Raw genomic sequence first — 20,395 nt, forward strand, 5'->3', positions numbered from 1 at the left:
CGGCATGGAGGCTGACTGACCCACCGCTTTCGCGAGCAAGGGTTAGCCCCCCGCCGCTCCTACAAAGGATTTGCAGCGCCAGAAATATCCAAGACAACCGCCGATCAAATGTAGGAGCAGCGGGGACGCCTAGTTCTTGCTCGCGATGACGGAGGCACATTCAGCATCGATGCAGGCTGACCCACCGCTTTCGCGAGCAAGCTCGCTCCTACAAGGGATTTGCAGCGCCAGAAATATCCAGGACAACCACCGATCAAATGTAGGAGCAGCGGGGACGCCTAGTTCTTGCCCGCGATGACGGAGGCACATTCAGAATGTGCACTGCATGACGCCCACCCGTTAAAACAGGCTTTGCACCTGCTCCAGGACCGCTCGGTTCATCTGGCCGGTGTGGGTGTGCAGGCTCACATAGCTTTGCAGCATGTCGAGCTTGGTATTGAGCAGGTCGCGACGGGCCTGAAATACCCGCTGCTGCGCATCCAGAATATCCACGGTGGAACGCACGCCACCCTGAAAGCCTTTCTCCGTCGATGTCTGCGCTCGCTGACTGGATTCCACCGCCCGCTGCATCGCCTTGCTCTTGGCGAACCCGGCCACCACGCCCAGGTAATCGGTTTCGATATCCTCGGCCAGTTGTTGACGCTGCACATCGTAGTCGGACTGAGCGCCCGCCAGTTGGGCTTCGGCCTTGGCCACCGAGGCGCGTACCGAACCGCCGCGATACAGCGGAATATCCAGCTGCACCCCCACGTAATAGGTGTCCTGACGCGGGTCGAGTTCCTGGTACTGACGGGTTTCCCGGCGGGTGAGCTGGGTGGTCAGCGACAGGGTCGGATAATGCCCGGCGCGCTGACTTTCGGCCTGGGCCTCGGCCACTTGCACCGCCGCCAGCCGGGCCGCCAGTTCGGGGCTGGCCTCACGGGCAATCGCTGTCCAGTAAGGCAGGTCCTGCTCTGGCGGGATCGGGCTGCCGGCGGCGGGTTGCTCGCGCATCGGCTGGATATCATCGATGGGCACACTGGCGCGCCCGGACAACGCTCGCAACGCAGCCACGCGGCGGGCCTGGGCTTCGGCCTCCTGGGCCTCCAGCAGATCGAGGCGCGCCTGGGCTTCATCGATATCGGTGATCGTGCCTTGGCCGCCCTCAAAGAGTTTCTTGCTCTGGATAAACAAGCCGTTGATGGCGACCTTCTGCTGGGCGATCAACTTGATCTCGTTCTCGGCCCGGGCGACGTCGAAATAGCCCTTGGCAACCCGGTCGTAGAGGGCCTGGTCGGCGACGTCGAACAGCTGACTGCCCAGTTGACCGCGGGCCTTGCCCTCCTGATAGGCCGCCCAGCGGCCCTTGTCGTAGAGCGGTTGTTGCGCCGCCAGGGTGAGGCTGTTGGCCTGGTAATCGTTGCTGTTGACGTAACCGCCGTCATCGCCGCCATCGGTGCGTCCGCCATTGCCGTAACGCGAGGTCAGCGACACTTGCGGGTAGAGGCCGCCGCGGCCAATCGCCTCTTCATGCTGCGACGCATCGAAGGCATGGGCCGCAGCTTGCACAGTCGGGTCGTTGAGGCGCGAGGCGTCGTACGCGGCCGTCAGGCTCAGACCTGCCTCGTTGGCCCAGGCGGGGTTGAGCACCGCGCAACTGCTACACAGGCTTAGCAGCACACGGGTGCCATAGCGACAACGATCGGTCATGCTCATTCCTCTTTGAAGGCCACAAGCAAGCGTTCGCGAAAAGGCTTCATCAGGTAATTCATGAAGGTGCGCTCCCCCGTCACCACCGTGACATCGGCGAGCATGCCAGGGCGCACCAGCAGTCCAGCGACCTGTAATGAGGCGGCGGTGTCGGCAGCAATCTCGACCTTGGCGGAGAAGTACGGCAGGTGGGTCTGTTCGTCGATCAACTGGTCAGCCGACACCGTAGTCACAGTGCCGGTGATGGTCGGCGTATCCACCCGCTGCAGCGCGGTGAAATGCACATGCACCGGCAGCCCTGGGCGCAACTTATTGGCCATCAACGGCTCGAAACGCGCGGTGATGGCCATCGGCGCATCCAGCGGCACCACTTGCATAAGGGTTTGCCCGGCCTGCGCAACGCCCCCGACGGTATGAATGCTCAGGTCCATGACCTGCCCGGCCACCGGCGCGCGGATCGCACCGTTGTCGACCTCAAACTGCAAGGCACGGATCTGATCGGCCAACCCAGCAGCCTCGGCAGAGACTTCGCTGAGCTGGGTTTCGGCATCGCGGCGAAACTCCTGTTGCGCCTGCAAGGCCTTGAGCCGACTCTCGTTGATCGCCTGGCGGGTCCTGCCGACATCGCCTACGCCGGTGGCAATCTGCCCCGCCAGCTGAGCCGCGTTGCGCTCGGCTTCGAAGAGTTTGTTGCGCGGCACATAGCCTTCTCGGGCCAAATCCCGCAGGCCGCCCAGCTCCTGCTGCTGGAAGCGCATCTGCGCATCGTAGTTATGTTTGACGCCCTCGTAGCCGAGCAATTGCTGCTGCAAGGCCGCCACTTCGTGCTCGACGATCTGCAAGCGGCTGCCCAGCTCGGCGCGGCGGGTCAGAAACAGCTGGCTCTGCAAGGCCATGGCTGCCTTGACCCGCGGTTCCTCGGCACGCTCCAGCAGTTCAGCGGGCCACTGGATCTCGGCGCTGCCCAGGCGCTCGGCCGTCAAGCGCGCCTCGATGCTGCGGTCGTTGAGCAACTTGCCCCGGGTCACGTCCAGTTGCGACTGCGCCTGCACGGTATTGAACTGCACCAGCAACTGTCCCTGGCTGACCCGATCGCCATCGCTGACCAGCAGCTTTTCCACCACCCCGCCGACCAATGACTGCACGGCCTTGCGCTCGCCCGCCACCACCACGGTGCCGCTGCCCACAACCCCCTGATCGAGCGGCGCGAGAAAGGCCCAGAGCAAAAAGCCGCCCAGGGTCAGGAGCACAAAACCCACACCATAGCGCGCGGCACCACTGGCGTCGGTGCTGGCCCTGGGCGGCGTATTGGCGCTGCCCACACTCAGCCCCTGCTCGCTGTAGGTGTGTGTACCCGGAGTCAGATCACGCATCTTCGCCAGCCTCCCTTAACTCGGCCGATCTGGGCCCCGGCATCAATGCCTTGAGCACCCGCCCCCGCGGGCCGAAGGCTTGTTGGCTGCCGTCCTTGAGCACCAGGATATGGTCGACCACCGCCAGCACGTTGGGCCGGTGGGTGATCAATACCACGGTGCTGCCGGCACTCTTGAGCACGTTGATAGCCTGCACCAGCGCCAACTCGCCGGCCTCGTCGAGGTTGGAGTTGGGCTCATCAAGGACGATCAGCGACGGCTGCCCATAAAGTGCACGGGCCAGGCCGATCCGCTGTTTCTGGCCGCCCGACAAGCCAAGCCCGCCGGGGCCCAGTGGCGTGTCGTAGCCTTTGGGGAAGCGCAGAATCATCTCGTGAATACCGGCGTGCCGGCCGGCGGCGATGATCTTGTCGGCATCCTGCTCGCCGAAGCGGGCGATGTTGTCGGCCACGCTGCCATCGAACAACTCGATGTCCTGCGGCAGGTAGCCGAGATGGGGCCCCAGGGCGTCGTGGGACCATTGGCTGATCTCGGCGTCGTCCAGACGCACCGATCCGCCCATGGCCGGCCATATCCCGACCAAGGCTCTGGCGAGGGTCGACTTGCCACTGGCGCTGGGGCCGACGACCGCGAGTACTTCGCCTTTGCCCAGGCTGAAATTGAGGCCGCGCAGAGTGGGTTGCGAGGCACCGGGCGGGCCGACATACAACTGCTCCAGGCGCATCGCGCCGCTGGGCGGCGGCAATGGCATACGCAGCTGCTCGCGCGGATGCTGGGCGAGCAACTGGCTCAGGCGCTGGTAACTCTGGCGACCTGAGTTGAATTGCTTCCACGAGCCAATGGCGATTTCCACGGGGGCCAGGGCACGCCCCAGCAGCAACGACATGGCGATCATCATGCCCGCCGACAACTGCCCATCGAGCACCAGCAAGGCCCCCAGGCCCAGAGCCAGCGACTGGCCGGAGATGCGTACAAAACGGCTCGCCGAAGTAATCCGCGCACTGCGATCGCTGGCTTGGGCCTGGGCGGCAATGATGCGTTGCTGCAGCAGGCTCCAGCGCTGGCGCAGCGGCCCGAGCATGCCCAGGGCCTGAATCACCTCGGCATTGTGCAAGGTGCTGTTTACATAGACCGCCGACTGCACACCCAGGCGATTGGCCTCCCCCAGCGGCGCCCGCGTCGCCAGCTCACCCCACAGCGCCAGGCCGATCAGCACCAGGGCCAGAACCAGCGTCAACATGCCGAACCAGGGATGAAAGATAAAGGCCACCAGCAGGAAGATTGGCAACCACGGCGCATCGAGCAAGGCGATCAGGCCCTGACCGGTGATCAACTGGCGCAGCGTTGCCAGGTCGCTGAGCACCTGCGCCGGGTTGGCATTGTGCTCGCGCAGGCTGCGGGCGAAGGCGGCGTCGAAAATCCGCTCGCCCAGGGCTTCGTCCAGCCCCGCGCTCATGCGAATCATCACCTCGCCGCGCACCCATTCGATCAGGGCGCTGAACAGAAACAGCCCCAGGACGATCAGGGTGAGCATAAGCAAGGTGGTTTCGTTGCGGCTGGTAATAACCCGGTCGTACACCTGCATCATGTAGAGCGCCGGCACCAGCACCAGCAGGTTGATCACGCCACTGAACAGCGCCAGGGACCAGAACACCCGGCGATAGCGCAATAAAGCGGCATCAATCTCATGCCGAGGATCGAGAAGCAAACCCATAGGATGTCGCCCGCAAAAGGAATAGTGGATCCAAGACGCAATCAATCGCGAGCGTTCTGCCCTGAGGCATTGGAGAAAATACTAACCGTAGCCTGACTTCCCTGATTCTCGGCGTTACGGTGCCCCTTGTTGACCATGCAACCAGCGGTTAGTGCCGGCGCGACGGGGTGGGTTTGCATCTGGGTGACCGGCGGGACGATGCGCTCAAGGCAAGTGACTAACCCTGCACCTCGAAGATCGCGCCCTCGACGCCCAGCACCTCGCCGTCCGCGGAGTAGACACCGACGCCTTTCTCCCAGACATCCTTGATCTGCCCGTCTGAGCAGCGGATGCGGTAGCTCAGTTGGTAGGGCTCGTGCTGCAACAGGGCGCACTGCACGCAGTACCAGATGTAGTCGGCATATTCGGCGAGGATCAACGAACCGTAGCTGTGCTCGCTGGCGCGGGTCAGGTATTCGGCTGGATAGCCGGTGAGTTGCAGGCAGCCGGCGCTGACGAACTGCATCGACCATCTGGGGTTGTTGTCGCCACGGTAGATCAGCCCCGGCAGCTCATCGAGCAGACCGCCCAACGGGATGCCGCCCAACGGAGTGCCGCCCAATGGGAGGTCTGACTGCCGTGCAAGCGGTGCAGGCAGCTCCACCGCGCTGTCTAGCGTGGCGACCGGGCTTAGCGAGCGGCGATCCAGACGGGTGTCATTGCGATGAACCCAGGCCGCCAACTCCAGACGCGAGTTTAAGCAGAACTTGCGCAACAGGTTGCGCACATAAACCTTGACCGTTGCATCGCTGATGCCCAGGTCGCGGGCAATCCGCTTGTTGCTCAGGCCGTTGGCAATCAGCGCCAGGGTCTGAATCTCACGCTCGGTCAAACCGTCAATCGACGCCCGCGAACGCTCGTCGGGTAGCGTCATCAGGCCGGCAGTTCCCATCGTTCTCCTCCTCGAGCGACGTTATCGCCTGGTCGGTAAGTGGTGTCCCGTGGACAGCAATTTCCATGCCTTTCGACGCCTACCTATTTAGGCGTAAGCCCTAGTGCGGATTGAGCCTTGATTCTTATAGGGAAATTATCTTCACCAGGAAGAAACAACTCAGCCACCCCCTCGCAGCCTTGTCAGGCATGCACTAAGGCCAGGCTGCGCGCCCCAGAGTTGGGCGCGCCAGAGGCGATTGAGGGGCGTCCCACCACGTCAGTCAGCAAGGGAATCACCATGAGCGACGCCACCGCCGAACTGCCCACCAGTATTCCGCGCTATCACCGCGGCCAGCCGAGCCTGCTGGGCATCAACCACCTGCTGGTCACCCAGGACGCCGGCGTGGCCAAGCGGGCGCAATTGCACGCGGCCTTGAACGGCAGCCCGCAGTGCGTGACGCACCTGGCGCAGACCGAATATGCGTCACCGGCAGCGTTGCAAAGGGCCCTGCTCGATCAGCTGTGCCGTGCCTCGGTCGGCCTGCAGTTGCACCTCAGTGGGGATGAAGCCTTTCTCTGGTCGCTCCACGCCCTGGCCTGTCAGGCGGGTTTGCAGGCGGACGAGATCAGCCTGTACTGCACCGACGCGACACGTCGACCGGTCTATTGCGTGCACTGCGCGACCCTCCAGTACGCCTCGGCCAGCGCACAGTTGCAGTGTCGCCATTGTGCTGTGGGGCTGGAGGTGCGTCGGCATTTCTCCGAGCGTCTGGGTGCCTACCTCGGGGTTTGCGCCGATGCGGATCAGCCCTACGCGGAGGTTCGCCCATGAGCGCCCTGCTCGATGTTCGCGTCGCCGACGCGCAGCTGATCACCCCGGTGATCCGCGAAATCCGTCTGGAGCCTCTCGCCGGCAGCCTGCCCGGCTTCTCCGCCGGCAGCCATGTGCAGGTGCAGTTGCCCAACGGCCTGCGCAACGCCTATTCGCTGCTCGGCGACCCGTTCGACAGCGCGCAATACCGCATCGCGGTGCGCCTGCAGGACAATTCACGGGGCGGTTCGCGCTACCTGCACCAACAACTGCAGGTCGGCGACCACCTGCGCATCTCGCCCCCCGCCAACCTGTTCCCGCTGCAGGGCCAGGCGCGCCTGCACATCCTGATCGCCGGCGGTATCGGCATTACTCCCCTGCTCGCCTATTGCGCGGAGCTGCTGCGCCGCGGTGCCCAGTTCGAGCTGCACTACGCCTTCCGCGCCGGCCTCAGCGATGCCTATGTCGACAGCCTGAGTGAATTGATCGGTGCGCGCCTGCACTGCTACGACAGCTCTCAGCGCCGCCTCGACCTGGGCCAACTGCTGCGCGACCGACCGCTGGGCAGCCATGTCTATGCCTGCGGCCCGCAACGCCTATTGCTGGATCTGCGCGAGCAGGCCACTGCCCTCGGTTGGCGGGACAAGCGGGTGCACTGGGAAGCCTTCGCCGCGCCCGAGCCCGGTCTGGCATTTCGCGTCGAGCTGGTACGCAGCGGCCGCCAACTGGAGGTCCCTGCCGAGCAGAGCCTGCTCGAGGCCCTGGAAGGTGCCGGGCTGGAGATTCCCAATCTGTGCCGTGGTGGTGTGTGCGGCCAGTGCCAGACCCGCTACCTGAAAGGCGATGTCGAGCACCGCGACCATTACCTCGCCCCCCATGAACGCGCCGACAGCCTGATGCCCTGCGTCTCGCGCGGCTGCGGCTCACCCATCCTGCTCGACCTGTAGCGGAGATCTAAAGCCATGAGCCTGACCTTCAACCCCATGGAAAGCTTTCACGAGGCCTTCAGCTTCCGTAACAGCGAGGCCGCCATTCGCCGCTTTCCCTTTCCCTTCCCGGAAGACCAGTACCAGTATTCGGTGAACCTGGAACCAGCCACCTCGCGCAATCCGGGCTCAGTGTTCGAGCACTGCTTCGACATCGACGAGCACTACCGCTCGGAAATGGCCGAGCGCAACCGGGTGCTGGAACACGACCCACGCCGCTGCCTGGTGATGCCGCACATGCAGCCCGCCGCCTGGGACTGCCTAGGCGTGCTGATGGAGCACCTGGCCGAGGATTACCCGCAGCACTTTCAACTGCAGCGCGATGGCGAGCGCTGGCACTGGCGCAACCTCGCCCTGGGCATCGACCAGAGGTTCACCTATGGCGACGCCGACAGCCTGCCTTGCGCGCCGCTGGAATATATCGGCCGTCAGGTTCAGGGGGATTTCGCCCTGCTCGACCAGCGTGACGGCGACCTGTTTATGGACGCCGGCCTGGTCACCTGCCCGGCCGACTGGTCGCTGGCGTTCGACGCTGGCATGAGCTTCAAGCAGTGGCATGCGCCGGTGCCCATGGCACACCAGATGGGTGTGTTCGACCGCGCCCTGAAGTACCTGCTGAACATCCAGGTCGGCCAACCGGTGCGTCGGTTGAACTGGACCCTGACCATCAACCCACGCCTGGACACCTCCCCGGAGACCTTTCACGAGTGGGGCCATGACCGCGCCAGCGTTACCCCGGAGAACGTCGGCCGCCTGGTGCACTTGCGCGTCGAGCTGCAACTGATGATGCGTCTGCCGCGCTCCAATGCGCTGATGTTCAGCATCCGCACCTACCTGATCAGCATGGACGAACTGGCCACTCAGCCGGCCTGGGCCCAGCGCCTGCACCGCGTTCTGCGCGACCTGCCTGATGCCATCGCCGACTACAAGGGTATGACCCGCTACCGCCAGACCCTGGTGGACTGGCTACGCCAGTTCGATCCCGAAGCCTGAACCGCCCCCAACAAGAGGAATTCCCCATGGCTAATTCATGGCGCATCAGTGCCCTGCGCGAACGTCACCTGGCGCTCGGCTCGCAACTCGAAGACTGGAACGGGATGGGCACCGCCTGGACCTACGCCAGTGACCTGGCCGACCACCACGAGGCCATCCGCACCCGCGCAGGGTTGATGGACGTGTCCGGGCTGAAGAAGGTGCACTACGTCGGCCCCCACGCCGAAAGCCTGCTCGACTACGCCACCACCCGCGACATCAGCAAGCTCTACCCCGGCAAATCGGTGTATGCCTGCATGCTCGATGAGGACGGCAAGTTTATCGACGATTGCATTGTTTACCGCACCGGGCCCAACGCCTTTATGGTGGTGCACGGTGCCGGCACTGGCTACGAAATGCTGGTCCGCTCGGCCCAGGGCCGCCAGGTTGCGGTGCTGTTCGACGACGACCTGCACGACCTGTCTCTGCAAGGCCCGCGCGCGGTGGATTTTCTCGCCGAACACGTGCCCGGCATCCGCGAGCTGCCCTACTTCCATCACCTGCAGACCAAGCTGTTCGGCCGTCCGGTGATGATCTCGCGCACCGGCTACACCGGCGAGCGCGGCTACGAAATCTTCTGCAAGGCCGCCGACGCCCCGACGATCTGGGACGGCATTCTCGAACAGGGCAAAGAGCTGGGCATCATCCCCTGCGCCTTCACCGCCCTGGACTGGCTGCGGGTGGAGAGCTACCTGCTGTTCTTCCCCTACGACAACTCGCAGATGTACCCCTTCGCCGAGCAGAAGGCCGGCGACACCCTCTGGGAGCTGGGCCTGGACTTCACCGTATCACCCGGCAAGCAGGACTTCCGGGGTGCCGGCGAGCACCTGCGACTGCAGGGCCAGGAGCGCTTCAAGATCTTCGGCGTGCTGCTCGACGGTCACCAGGCCGCCCAGGGTGGCGACAGCCTCTGGCATGAGGGCCGTCAGGTCGGCGTTATCACCTGTGCCATGTACTCACGCCTGAGCGAACGCTCCATGGCCATCGCCCGCGTCGAGCCCGGCATCGCCGAACAGGGCGTACCTCTGGAAGTACGCGGCAGCCTCAGTGCCAAGGCCATCGCCCATAGCCTGCCATTCGATGACCCCGAGAAGAAAAAGCGTACCGCCAAGGGCTGATTCCCTCTACCGCGAGCGCCCGACCTTGCCTGCACGAGAACCCTCGACATGACCCACTACATCCTCAAGATCAGCTGCCCGGCCACCTCCGGCATAGTCGCGGCTGTTACCACCTACCTGGCGGGACGCGAGTGCTATATCAGCGAACTCGCCCAGTTCGACGACGAATACACCGGGCGCTTCTTTATGCGTGCGGTGTTCCGCTTCAATGCCGGTGCCAAGCCGGATATCGAGGCCCTGCGCCAGGGCTTTGCTGACGTCGGCGTGCCCTTCAGCATGGATTGGCAGCTGTTCGACAGCAGCACGCCAACGCGCGTGCTGCTGATGGTGAGCAAGTTCGACCACTGCCTGACCGACCTGCTCTATCGCCACCACAAGGGCGAGATGGACATGCAGATCACCGCCATCGTCTCCAACCACCTCGACCTGCGGCCCATGGCCGAGCGCGAAGGCATCCGCTTTATCTACCTGCCGGTGACCAAGGACACCAAGGCCGAGCAGGAAGCGGCGCTGATGCAGATCGTCAACGAGACCCGCACCGAGCTGGTGGTACTCGCCCGCTATATGCAGATTCTCTCCGATGACCTGTGCCAGCAGCTCTCCGGCCGCGCGATCAATATCCACCACTCCTTCCTGCCCGGTTTCAAGGGGGCCAAGCCCTATCACCAGGCCTACGAACGTGGGGTCAAGCTGATCGGGGCCACCGCCCACTACGTCACCTCGGACCTCGACGAGGGCCCGATCATCGAGCAGGAAGTGCAGCGCGTGGACCACGCCCACCTGCCTGACGACCTGGTGGCCATCGGCCGCGATACCGAAACCGTGGCCCTGTCCAAGGCGCTCAAGTACCACCTGCAGCATCGCGTGTTTATCAACTGCGACAAGACGGTGATCTTCCCATGAGCCAGGCCGCCGCCCTTCCCCACCTAATCGATGGCAAGGCTGCCGCGGCGCGGGTGCTGGCCGAGGTCAGCGCCGAGGTCGAACAACTGAAGCACCTCGGCATCCAGCCGGGCCTGGCTGTGGTGCTGGTAGGCAGCGACCCGGCCAGCCAGGTTTATGTACGCAACAAGGTGCTGCGCGCCGAAGAAACCGGTATTCGCTCGATCGAGCACAAGCTGCCGGCCGACACGGGCGAAGCCGCTCTGCTTGAGTTGATCGAACGGCTTAACGCCGACCCGGCAATCAACGGCATCCTGGTGCAGTTGCCGCTGCCCAGACACATCGACGAGCACCGCGTGCTCCAGGCCGTCGACCCCTTGAAGGATGTCGACGGCTTCCATGCCGAGAACGTCGGTGGCCTTAGCCAGGGCCGTGAGGTGCTCACCCCCTGTACCCCGGCTGGATGCATGCGCCTGCTGCAGGACAGCTGCGGTGACCTTGCCGGCAGGCATGCGGTGGTGATCGGCCGCTCCAATATCGTCGGCAAACCCATGGCCGCGCTGCTGCTCAAGGCCCATTGCACGGTGACGGTGGTGCATTCACGCAGCAGCAATTTGCGTGAGCTGTGCCGTCAGGCCGACATTCTGGTCGCCGCCGTGGGCAAGCCGCGCCTGGTCGATGCCAGCTGGCTCAAGCCCGGCGCGGTGGTGATCGACGTCGGCATCAACCGCATCGAGGAAGACGGCCGCACCAGGCTGGTCGGTGATGTCGACTTCGACAGCGCCCTCAGTCAGGTCTCGGCCATCACCCCGGTACCCGGCGGCGTCGGCCCCATGACCATCGCCTATCTGATGCAGAACACCGTCACCGCCACCCGGCGGCAATGCCTGGCCCCCGGCCAACCCCTACCTTCAGCGGAGATCCCAGCATGAAAAAACGAGTCGCCATCATCGGTGCCGGCCCCTGCGGTCTGGCCCAGCTGCGTGCCTTCCAGTCGGCCAAGGAGCGCGGCGCGGACATTCCCGAGATCGTCTGCTACGAAAAACAGGCGGACTGGGGCGGCATGTGGAACTACACCTGGCGCACCGGCCTGGACCAGCACGGCGAGCCGGTGCACGGCAGCATGTACCGCTACCTCTGGTCCAACGGGCCGAAGGAATGCCTGGAGTTCGCCGACTACAGCTTCGACGAACACTTCGGCCGCCCAATGGGCTCCTACCCACCGCGCGAGGTGCTCTGGGACTACATCAAGGGCCGCGTGGAAAAGGCCGGCGTGCGCCCCTTTATCCAGTTCAACACGACGGTGCGGGGGGTTACCTATGACGCGGCGAGCGGGCAGTTCAATGTCACCGTGCACAGCTATGACCAGGACCTGACCAGCACCTCGGCCTTCGACTATGTGGTGGTCGCCAGCGGCCACTTCTCCACCCCCAACGTGCCCTACTTCGATGGCTTCGAAAGCTTCGGCGGGCGCGTGCTGCACGCCCACGACTTCCGCGATGCGCTGGAATTCAAGGGCAAGGACGTGCTCATCGTCGGCGGCAGCTATTCCGCCGAGGACATCGGCTCGCAGTGCTTCAAGTACGGTGCGCGCTCCATCACCAGCTGCTACCGCAGCGCGCCCATGGGCTACAAGTGGCCAGAGAACTGGGAAGAAAAACCCCTGCTGACCCAGGTAAAAGGCAGTACTGCCTACTTCGCCGACGGCAGCAGCCGACATATCGACGCCATCATCCTGTGCACCGGCTACAAGCACCACTTCCCCTTCCTCGCCGAAGAGCTGCGCCTGAAGACCGATAACCGGCTGTGGCCGCTGAACCTCTACAAGGGTGTGTTCTGGGAGCCGAACCCCAAGCTGATCTACCTCGGCATGCAGGACCAGTGGTACAGCTTCAACATGTTCGACGCCCAGGCCTGGTACGCCCGTGACGTGATCCTCGGGCGTATCGCCCTGCCGGATCAGCAGCGCATGCACGCCGAAAACCAGGCCTGGCGTCAGGAAGAGGAAACCCTGGAAACCGCCCAGCAGATGTTCGAGTTCCAGGGCGAGTACATCCGCCAGCTGATCGAGGCCACCGACTACCCCAGCTTCGACATCGCCGCGGTGAACCAGACCTTCCTCGAATGGAAGCATGACAAGTACGAAAACATCATGGGTTACCGCGACAAGTGCTTCCGCTCGCTGATCACCGGCACCCTGGCCACGCCGCACCACACGCCCTGGCTGGAGGCTCTGGACGATTCGCTTGCGGCGTACCTTGCTGACGAGCCTCGCTCCGGCATCAAGGCCGTGGGCTAAGACCGATGCCAACCCGTAGGGTGCGCTGCGCGCACCAGTGGATGCCTCTCAATACCAGAGTCAGCACCTAGGCGCTCCGCGTCACCCTACGGGAAATCCCTTGCGTGGAGCCCTGATATGAACCTGCCCGTGATTTCCCGGCCGCTGGAGCCGGCGCTGTTTGCCCGCACCCCGGGGCTGGAACGCCACCGCGTTGCCCCCGGCGGCTTGACCGTTGTGGCCCTGGAGCCGGGCGACCGCCTGGAACTGATTGACATCGAAGGCGATCAGGCCGCCGAGCTACTGGCCTTTGCCGACGACGGCCGCGAGGCGCTTGCCGACCTCGGTCTAGCCGCCAGCCCTGGTGCCGAATTTATCGCTCACCTGTTCCACGATGGCAGCCGCGAGGCGGCGCATATCACCACCGCGCTGGTGCGCCGCGGTATCGATTGCCGCCAACTGCCACCGGCCGCACGGCTCTGGCAGCAAGGCACCCCGGCTGGTTTGCGCCGCAGCTTCAGTGCCAGCGCCGCGCTGCTGGTGATAGTCGCCGCGCCAGGCGGCGCGACACCGGTGGGCCAACAGCTGCGCGCCAGTGAACTGCGCCTGCTGATCCACCGCGCCAACCCGCGCCAGGTGCTGGCTCCGCCGTTGCCCGCACCGCTGGGTGAACTGGTGGACGAATTCACCATCACGCCGGGCAGCGCGCGGGACTATGTGGTCGCTGCCGGCCAGTACATCCAGGTGCTCGACGTGGCCGGACGGCAGTGCTCGGACTTCGTCGCCTTCGACCGCCGCGGCCTGGATGCCGGCCGCGAGATCGATCTGGACCCCACCGTCACCCGCACCCTGAACGGCAGCACCTACCCGGGCCCCGGGCTGTTCAGCAAGTTCTTCGACCGCAACCTGCAACCGATGCTGGAGGTGGTGCGCGACACCGTCGGCCGTCACGACACCTTCGCCCTGGCCTGCACGGCGCGCTACTACGAAGCCCAGGGCTACTTCGGCCATGCCAACTGCAGCGACAACATCAGCCGCGCCCTGGCCAAACACGGGGTGCAGGGCCGCGCCGGCTGGCCGGCGATCAACTTCTTCTTCAACACCGGGGTCGACGCACACCAGCATCTGACCCTCGACGAGCCCTGGTCGCGTCCCGGTGACTATGTGCTGCTGCGCGCCATGACCGACCTGGTCTGCGCCAGCAGTTCCTGCCCGGACGACATCGACCCGGCCAACGGCTGGCAGCCCACCGACATCCATATCCGCGTGTATTCCGACAAGGAGCGCTTCAGTATCGCCATGGCCAATCGCCCGACTCCAGACGCCGACCCGGTGCTGACCCGCGAAAGCGGCTTCCACCCCGGCACATCCGCCCTCACCCGCCACTTCGTCGACTACCGCGGCTGGTGGACCCCAAGCCACTTCGACGGCTACGGCACCCTGGAGGAATACCACGGCTGCCGCGAACGGGTGGCGGTGATGGACCTTTCGGCCCTGCGCAAATTCGAGGTGCTCGGCCCAGACGCCGAAGCCCTGCTCAATTACTGCCTGACCCGTGATGTACGCAAACTGGCAATCGGCCAGGTGGTGTACTCGGCCATGTGTTATGAGCACGGCGGCATGCTCGACGACGGCACCTTGCTGCGCCTGGGCGCAGATGCCTTCCGCTGGATCGGCGGCGAGGACTACGCCGGTATCTGGCTGCGCGAACAGGCGGCAAAACTCGGCATGAAGGTGTGGATCAAATCGGCCTCCGAACAGATTCACAACATCGCCGTACAGGGGCCGAAAAGCCGTGAACTGCTGAGCCAGATGATCTGGACGCCTGGCACCCAGCCGGCGCTGGCAGACCTCGGCTGGTTCCGTTTTCTCACCGGCCGCCTCGACGACTACAACGGCCCGCCGCTGATGGTCTCGCGCACCGGCTACACCGGCGAGCTGGGCTATGAGATCTGGTGCCACCCCAGCGATGCCATGCAGGTCTGGCAGCGTCTCTGGCAGCTGGGCGAGCCCCTGGGCCTGGTGCCGCTGGGGCTGGACGCCCTGGACATGCTGCGCATCGAGGCCGGGCTGATCTTCGCCGGTTATGAGTTCTGCGACCAGACCGATCCCTTCGAGGCCGGCATCGGGTTTTGCGTACCGCTGAAATCCAAGCAGGACGACTTTATCGGCCGCGAGGCCTTGCTGCGGCGCAGTGCCAACCCACAACGCAGGCTGGTCGGCCTGCGCCTGAACGGCAACGAAGTGGCCCACCACGGTGACTGCGTGCACGTTGGCCGCGCACAGGTCGGGGTGATCACCAGCGCCACCCGCTCGCCACTGCTGGGGCAGAACATCGCCCTGTGCCGGCTGGATGTCGGCTACTGCGAACCCGGCACTGCGCTGGAAATCGGCAAGCTGGACGGCCAGCAGAAGCGCATTGCCGCCACGGTTGGCCCTGGCACCATCGCCTACGACCCGGAGAAAACCCGCGTGCGGGCATAAGCCCAGTCGACTGGCCGAAGAATTGCTAGGGTCTGTTGCCTGCATGGCCCAGTGCCGGGCTTTGCAGGCAACCATGGTCTCGTAAGCAGGGAGTAGTGGCCAATGTGGTTCAACGATGCGTCCAAGGAGCTGGCCGGCGACCTCGCCCAGCGGCTCAGCCAACTGATCGATGATCAGCCGAGCGACACCCAGCACAGCCCACGCCTACAACGCCACCCGCAACTGCTCGACGCTCTCCAGCGCCTGAGCCGTAGCTGGCGCGCCCACCAGCAGTTCCAGCAACAGGCCCGTGCCACCCCGCCCGCCCCCTGCAGCGCCGAGCAGTATCAGCAACTGTGCGAGCGACTGGCCAACAGCGAACGCCAGCGCCAGCAGCTGGAGCAGCAGATGCAGCGCAGCCAGGAACAGTGCCATGCCTACGCGGCCCGCGAAGGCCAGTGGCAGCAGGACGCCCAGGCCTGGGCGCTGACTCAGCAAACCCTTACCGAGGGCTGCTGGGACCTCAGCGTGGTCAATGGCGACGCCGACCACCCGAACAATGTCATCCGCTGGTCCGATCAGTTTCGCAACCTGATCGGCTACAGCCGCGCCGAGTTTGCCGATGGCTGGGACAGCTTCTTCGGCGTAGTCCCCGCCGAGGACCTGAAGCAGGTCATGCGCGTATTCGCCGGGCACATCGCCGACCCCAAGGGCGAGCCAGCCTATGTGGTGGAGTACCGCATGCGCCACAAGACCCGCGGCGAAACCTGGTACCGCGAGCGCGGGCGCTGCCTCTATGACGCCAACGGCGTGCTGGTACGAGTGATCGGGGCCGTGCGCGACATCAGCGATGAAAAGGCCGCCGAGGCCCTGCGCCTGCGCGAACAGGACAGCATTCAGAACACCTACAAGCAGATTGCCCAGGTTGCCGAGGCCATCAAGGGCATTGCTGAACAGACCAACCTGCTGGCGCTCAACGCCGCCATCGAAGCCGCCCGGGCCGGCGAACAGGGTCGCGGTTTCGCCGTGGTGGCGGACGAAGTACGCAACCTGGCCCGGCGCACCCAGGAGTCGGTGCAGCAGATCCAGAACATGCTGCAGCGGAACCGCTGAAACGACCCAAATTCAGGCAAATAGGCCGCCAAACGAACTGCAACAGGGCATTTCATCACCCGATTATCCGCCACCTCCCCGGATTCTGGCCGCAGTGCGAGAAAGGCGTTATGGCACAGGGATTGCTTATTCTTATAGGGAACTTTTTATAACTACGAATAAACACCCAAGGCCTGCGGCCATCCACTCCAACAAAAGCTGCCAACACCGCTGTATCACCACGAATTCGAATCGAGGATCGACTGATGGAAGAGCAGAAAACCCCCACTCTAGAGGAGCTACAGGCTCTGATAGAGATGACCAACACCCTGAATATGGAAATATTCTACTGGTGGTGTATCGCCCTGATGGTTTGCATTCATGCCGGCTTCCTGTCCTATGAGATCGGTGCCTCACGCCTGAAGAACGCCCTGGCGGCCGGGGTGAAGAATATCCTCGCCTTCGGCTTTATTGTTCCCAGCGTATTTCTGCTTGGCTGGGCCGTGTACAACGGCTTCCCCGACGGCCTGGTGCCGCGCATGGACGCCTTCCTCGCCGGCATGCCCTGGAGTGAATCCATGGGGCCGAACATCCAGGACAATGCCACCGGCATCTTCTGGGCGGCCTTCGCCATGTTCGCCGCCACCACCGGTTCGATCCTGTCCGGCGCGCTGATCGAGCGTGCACGGATGAGCGCCTTTATCATCCTCACCATCGTGCTGGGTGGCTTCCTCTGGTTGGTCGCGGCCTCCTGGGGCTGGCATCCGGAAGGCTGGTTGACCGTCAAGTGGGGCTACCATGATGTCGGTGCCGCCGGTGTGGTGCATCTGATTGCAGGCTTCTTCGCCCTGGCCGTGGTCATCAACCTCGGTGCGCGCATCGGCCGCTTCAACGAGGACGGCAGCGCCAACGCCATCGTCGGCCACAGCATGCCGATGAGCGTGGTCGGCCTGATGCTGATCATCGTCGGCTTCTTCGGTTTTCTCGGCGGCTGCATCATCTACAACTCGGGTGCCCAGTGGATCAACATCTACGGCCAGCCGACCAACCTCTCGGCCTTTGCCTTCAACACCCTGATGGGTTTTGCCGGCGGCCTGATCGGTGCCTACCTGACCACCCGCGAGCCGTTCTGGATGATGTCCGGTGGCCTGGTCGGGATCATCTCGGTGGCTCCGGGTCTGGACCTGTACCACCCCGGGCTGGCCTACCTGATCGGCATGGGCGTCGCCGCTGCCGCTCCGCTGGTCAACAACCTGCTGCTCAAATTCCGTCTGGATGACGCGGTCGGTGCCTTCGCTGTACACGGCTTCGGCGGCTTCGCCGGCCTGGTGATCAGCGGCGTCTTCCTTGCCGGTTACCCGAACGTGAACGGCATGGCCCCCATCAGCTTCTTCGGCCAACTGGGCGGTGCCGTGGTACTGGCTGCGCTGGGCTTTATCCCTGGCTACGTCATTTCCTACGCGCTCAAGCACTTCGACATGCTACGGGTTCCGGCCCACGCCGAAGAGCGCGGCCTCGACCTGACCGAAGTACCGGCCCAGGCCTACCCGGAGTGGGACTCGATGTACGGCACCAGCACCAGCGTAGGCGGCTCTGCCCCTGCACCCACCAGCCTGATCGGCGAAAGCAAACCGGCCTGAGTGCCATGTGGCCTGCTGCCAACGGGCGGCAGGCCAACCTAAAGGAGCCTTACCATGAGCATCACCACCTTTGACGGTGCCAGCGCCGTGTTCACCTTTGCCGACAAACCCGCCATCCTGATCTTTATCAGCCTGCTGGTGGCCGGCGTCAGCCTCTACGCGCTGATCGCCACCATGATCCACGAGAAGCACAGCTACGCCCTTCCGGATGACGAGCTGCCCAAGATTAAGTGAGCCCCCGGCCGGCGGCGTTCGTCGCCGGCCCCTTTTCCGCGTCGCTACCACGCCACCGCCCTCTTCGCGCAGGAAGAGCCCTTGGGTTTTGCCGCGCTCGCCTTGCGTATCGATCAGCCCGGTAGCGTCCTGAAATATCGAGGAGTCGTTCATGGCCTGGTTCAAATCCGCCGCCCCCGTTGTGCCAGCCTGGCAGGCCGCCCTGCTCACCGGTGATGTTGAACGCGCCCTGCAGCTGGACGACGGCAGCCTGCCCGAGCACCTGCGCAGCTGCCTGGAACGCGGCCTGAGCGAGCCGCCGCCGAGCGAGGGGCGCACCCTGGGCCTGCTCTGTGGCCGCCTCGACGCCTTGCAGCGGCATGCCATGCAGGCGGCCGAACAGACCGAGAACAGCCTGGCCGAAATCGCCGTCCGCAGCGGCGAACAGCTGACCTTTCTCGACCATACCCGCGGCTTTCTCGACCACAGCAGCCGCAGCGCCGATGAACTGCGCGGCGAGCTGGCCCGCGAACTGGAGAGCACCCAGCGGTTCTTCGCCAGCCAGTTCGCCGAGCTGCAACAGGCCATCGAGGAACGCGCCAGCGCCTCACACCAGGTCATCCGCTCGATCGACGAGATCGGCCGCACCGTGCAACTGCTGTCGATCAACGCCGCCATCGAGGCAGCCCATGCCGGCGAGGCCGGGCGTGGTTTCGCCGTGGTCGCCAGCGAGATCCGCGACCTGGCCCTGCGCACCCAGGCCAACACCCGCCAGGCTTTCGAACAGATCGACATGTCCCAGCTCAGCGAGCGCCTCGACGCCCTGCTGCACAGCGCCGAGGCGCGGTTGCAGCAACTCAGCGGCCAGGTCGGTACCTCGCTGTCCAGCCTGCATGGTCTGTTCGGCCAGATGGCCGCGCGCCTGGACGAGGTCGAAGGCAACAACAAGGTCATAGTCGCCGGCGTGCAACTGGGCCAGAGCGCCGATGCGCAACTGCGCGGGCGCAGCAACTGGAGCCGCTCGCTGCTCCATGATCTGGCCTCGGTGTATTCCGCCCCGGACCCGCGACAAGGCCTGCAGCGCCTGCTGCACGAAGAGCGTCTGCACCTCGACCCGCATTACGACCGCCTGGCCGAGATCCGCGCCCTAGGTGAAATCCGCGTGGCCATCGAGCCGGCCTTCAAGGGCCTGTCCTTCCGCACCGAGGCCAGCGGCCCGCTGCAGGGGCTGGACGCCGAACTGGCGCGCGCCTTCGCCCGCTGGTTAGGCGTGCAATGCCGCTTTATCGAACACCCCTGGGACCGCTGCCTGCAATTGCTGGAGGCCGGCGCGCAACGCCGCGACAACGAGGCCGACCTGGTGTGGAGCGCCATGCCGCCAATGCCCGGTTACGACCAGGTGGCCTTTTCCGCGCCCTACGTGTTCCTCCCCTACGTGCTGGCCAAACGCGCCGGCGATACACGCATCCAGGGCGTCGAGGACCTGGCCGGCAAGGTGCTCGGCTGCATCAACGACCCAGCGGCCATGGCCACCCTGGAGGAACGCGGCCTGCGCTGGCAGGCCAACCGGCACAAGCCGGGCGGCAAGGTCGAACTGGCCAACCTGCTGGCCTACAGCGACCAGAGCCTGATCCACGACTGCCTGGCCGATAGCACGGTGGACGCCTTCGCCGTCGACCTGCCGATCTACCACTGGGCCTGCCAGGGCGAACGCAGCCCATGGCGCGGTCGCCTGGAAATCCTCCCTGGCAACCTCAGCCCCAGCCTGTGGTACTACTCGGCCGCCGTGGCCAACCAGCCGGGCAACGCCGGCCTGCTCGCCGCCATCGACGAGTTTATCGCCCACTACCGCGCACAACCGGCCTACCGCGAACTGGTGCAGCGCTGGCTGGGCAAGGTCTACGACGATGCCCACTGGCGCTTCGCCCCAGGCATCCACGACGCCACCAGCCTGGCGCAGGCATGAGGCCGCCCCTGCCACGCTGCAAGAAGATCCCCCAGGCTCAACTACTCTTGAACCTGTGCAGCCTCGGCCAGCAGTAAAGAACAGGAGCGTACCGGCGCAGGAGGCGAAAAAAGCTATGTGCCCAGGAGTTGCATGCAATGGGCAGCGCCCCCGCGTAGGTTGGTGCTGAACGCAGCGAAGCCCAACAGGTAATGACATGTCTCGTTGGGCTTCAGCGCATTGTTCC

The 20,395-nt window shown here is 64.6% G+C and carries 15 protein-coding genes and 1 pseudogene; 12 read left to right on the forward strand and 4 right to left on the reverse strand.

From position 1 onward, the window contains the following. Nucleotides 1-339: 339 nt before the first annotated feature. From WMW70_RS09230 to WMW70_RS09245, 4 genes are all read right to left on the reverse strand, one after another. Entirely contained in the window at nt 340-1,689 is a 1,350-nt protein-coding gene (locus WMW70_RS09230; protein ID WP_341437223.1) for a TolC family outer membrane protein, read from the reverse strand. Nucleotides 1,690-1,691: 2 nt separating this feature from the next. Then, nucleotides 1,692-3,062: an HlyD family type I secretion periplasmic adaptor subunit gene (locus WMW70_RS09235; RefSeq protein ID WP_341437224.1), complete on the reverse strand. Its 1,371-nt coding sequence runs from the start codon at nt 3,060-3,062 to the stop codon at nt 1,692-1,694. Further along, on the reverse strand, nt 3,055-4,776 hold the full coding sequence (locus WMW70_RS09240) for a type I secretion system permease/ATPase (RefSeq protein ID WP_341437225.1): 1,722 nt from the start codon (nt 4,774-4,776) through the stop codon (nt 3,055-3,057). Before WMW70_RS09240 ends, WMW70_RS09235 begins: the two co-directional genes overlap by 8 nt. A 217-nt stretch (nt 4,777-4,993) precedes the next feature. Then, on the reverse strand, nt 4,994-5,707 hold the full coding sequence (locus WMW70_RS09245; RefSeq protein WP_341437226.1) for a LuxR C-terminal-related transcriptional regulator: 714 nt from the start codon (nt 5,705-5,707) through the stop codon (nt 4,994-4,996). A gap of 279 nt (nt 5,708-5,986) precedes the next feature. On the opposite strand from WMW70_RS09245, the gene WMW70_RS09250 reads away from it, so the two are divergent. From WMW70_RS09250 to WMW70_RS09310, 12 genes and pseudogenes are all read left to right on the forward strand, one after another. Beyond that, a complete protein-coding gene (locus WMW70_RS09250) occupies nt 5,987-6,520 on the forward strand; it encodes a dimethylamine monooxygenase subunit DmmA family protein (protein ID WP_341437227.1) in 534 nt (177 codons plus the stop codon). Next, the gene (locus tag WMW70_RS09255) at nt 6,517-7,446 is read left to right on the forward strand and encodes a PDR/VanB family oxidoreductase (RefSeq protein ID WP_341437228.1); all 930 of its coding nucleotides are present in this window, start codon (nt 6,517-6,519) and stop codon (nt 7,444-7,446) included. Before WMW70_RS09250 ends, WMW70_RS09255 begins: the two co-directional genes overlap by 4 nt. 15 nt (nt 7,447-7,461) lie before the next feature. After that, nucleotides 7,462-8,478, forward strand: coding sequence for a heme-dependent oxidative N-demethylase family protein (locus tag WMW70_RS09260; protein WP_341437229.1), 1,017 nt, complete (start codon nt 7,462-7,464; stop codon nt 8,476-8,478). Nucleotides 8,479-8,504: 26 nt separating this feature from the next. Next, on the forward strand, nt 8,505-9,635 hold the full coding sequence (locus WMW70_RS09265; RefSeq protein WP_341437230.1) for an aminomethyltransferase family protein: 1,131 nt from the start codon (nt 8,505-8,507) through the stop codon (nt 9,633-9,635). A gap of 48 nt (nt 9,636-9,683) precedes the next feature. Next, on the forward strand, nt 9,684-10,538 hold the full coding sequence (gene purU, locus WMW70_RS09270; protein WP_341437231.1) for a formyltetrahydrofolate deformylase: 855 nt from the start codon (nt 9,684-9,686) through the stop codon (nt 10,536-10,538). Beyond that, nucleotides 10,535-11,449 (forward strand): bifunctional methylenetetrahydrofolate dehydrogenase/methenyltetrahydrofolate cyclohydrolase FolD, encoded by a 915-nt coding sequence (gene folD, locus WMW70_RS09275; protein ID WP_341437232.1) that lies wholly within the window; start codon nt 10,535-10,537, stop codon nt 11,447-11,449. The genes purU and folD overlap by 4 nt, the downstream gene beginning before the upstream one ends. Continuing rightward, entirely contained in the window at nt 11,446-12,816 is a 1,371-nt protein-coding gene (locus WMW70_RS09280) for an NAD(P)/FAD-dependent oxidoreductase (RefSeq protein ID WP_341437233.1), read from the forward strand. The genes folD and WMW70_RS09280 overlap by 4 nt, the downstream gene beginning before the upstream one ends. A 117-nt stretch (nt 12,817-12,933) precedes the next feature. Continuing rightward, nucleotides 12,934-15,279: a DUF1989 domain-containing protein gene (locus WMW70_RS09285; RefSeq protein WP_341437234.1), complete on the forward strand. Its 2,346-nt coding sequence runs from the start codon at nt 12,934-12,936 to the stop codon at nt 15,277-15,279. A 387-nt stretch (nt 15,280-15,666) separates the two neighbouring features. Next, nucleotides 15,667-16,359 (forward strand): annotated as a pseudogene (locus WMW70_RS22085) (methyl-accepting chemotaxis protein); the annotation flags it as partial. A gap of 257 nt (nt 16,360-16,616) precedes the next feature. Next, nucleotides 16,617-17,990 (forward strand): ammonium transporter, encoded by a 1,374-nt coding sequence (locus WMW70_RS09300; RefSeq protein WP_341437235.1) that lies wholly within the window; start codon nt 16,617-16,619, stop codon nt 17,988-17,990. 54 nt (nt 17,991-18,044) lie between these two features. Beyond that, a complete protein-coding gene (locus WMW70_RS09305; RefSeq protein ID WP_341437236.1) occupies nt 18,045-18,224 on the forward strand; it encodes a hypothetical protein in 180 nt (59 codons plus the stop codon). A gap of 151 nt (nt 18,225-18,375) precedes the next feature. Next, complete coding sequence (locus tag WMW70_RS09310) at nt 18,376-20,169, forward strand: methyl-accepting chemotaxis protein (protein WP_341437237.1); 1,794 nt, start codon at nt 18,376-18,378, stop codon at nt 20,167-20,169. The last annotated feature ends 226 nt before the right edge of the window (nt 20,170-20,395 follow it).

The sequence above is a fragment of the Pseudomonas sp. XK-1 genome, assembly GCF_038069885.1.
Taxonomy (GTDB): domain Bacteria; phylum Pseudomonadota; class Gammaproteobacteria; order Pseudomonadales; family Pseudomonadaceae; genus Aquipseudomonas.

Excerpts from the sequence above, each read along its gene's own strand:
- WMW70_RS09230 (WP_341437223.1), bottom strand. The coding sequence starts at position 1,689 with ATGACCGATCGTTGTCGCTATGGCACCCGTGTGCTGCTAAGCCTGTGT.
- WMW70_RS09235 (WP_341437224.1), bottom strand. The coding sequence starts at position 3,062 with ATGCGTGATCTGACTCCGGGTACACACACCTACAGCGAGCAGGGGCTG.
- WMW70_RS09240 (WP_341437225.1), bottom strand. The coding sequence starts at position 4,776 with ATGGGTTTGCTTCTCGATCCTCGGCATGAGATTGATGCCGCTTTATTG.
- WMW70_RS09245 (WP_341437226.1), bottom strand. The coding sequence starts at position 5,707 with ATGGGAACTGCCGGCCTGATGACGCTACCCGACGAGCGTTCGCGGGCG.
- WMW70_RS09250 (WP_341437227.1), top strand. The coding sequence starts at position 5,987 with ATGAGCGACGCCACCGCCGAACTGCCCACCAGTATTCCGCGCTATCAC.
- WMW70_RS09255 (WP_341437228.1), top strand. The coding sequence starts at position 6,517 with ATGAGCGCCCTGCTCGATGTTCGCGTCGCCGACGCGCAGCTGATCACC.
- WMW70_RS09260 (WP_341437229.1), top strand. The coding sequence starts at position 7,462 with ATGAGCCTGACCTTCAACCCCATGGAAAGCTTTCACGAGGCCTTCAGC.
- WMW70_RS09265 (WP_341437230.1), top strand. The coding sequence starts at position 8,505 with ATGGCTAATTCATGGCGCATCAGTGCCCTGCGCGAACGTCACCTGGCG.
- purU (WP_341437231.1), top strand. The coding sequence starts at position 9,684 with ATGACCCACTACATCCTCAAGATCAGCTGCCCGGCCACCTCCGGCATA.
- folD (WP_341437232.1), top strand. The coding sequence starts at position 10,535 with ATGAGCCAGGCCGCCGCCCTTCCCCACCTAATCGATGGCAAGGCTGCC.
- WMW70_RS09280 (WP_341437233.1), top strand. The coding sequence starts at position 11,446 with ATGAAAAAACGAGTCGCCATCATCGGTGCCGGCCCCTGCGGTCTGGCC.
- WMW70_RS09285 (WP_341437234.1), top strand. The coding sequence starts at position 12,934 with ATGAACCTGCCCGTGATTTCCCGGCCGCTGGAGCCGGCGCTGTTTGCC.
- WMW70_RS09300 (WP_341437235.1), top strand. The coding sequence starts at position 16,617 with ATGGAAGAGCAGAAAACCCCCACTCTAGAGGAGCTACAGGCTCTGATA.
- WMW70_RS09305 (WP_341437236.1), top strand. The coding sequence starts at position 18,045 with ATGAGCATCACCACCTTTGACGGTGCCAGCGCCGTGTTCACCTTTGCC.
- WMW70_RS09310 (WP_341437237.1), top strand. The coding sequence starts at position 18,376 with ATGGCCTGGTTCAAATCCGCCGCCCCCGTTGTGCCAGCCTGGCAGGCC.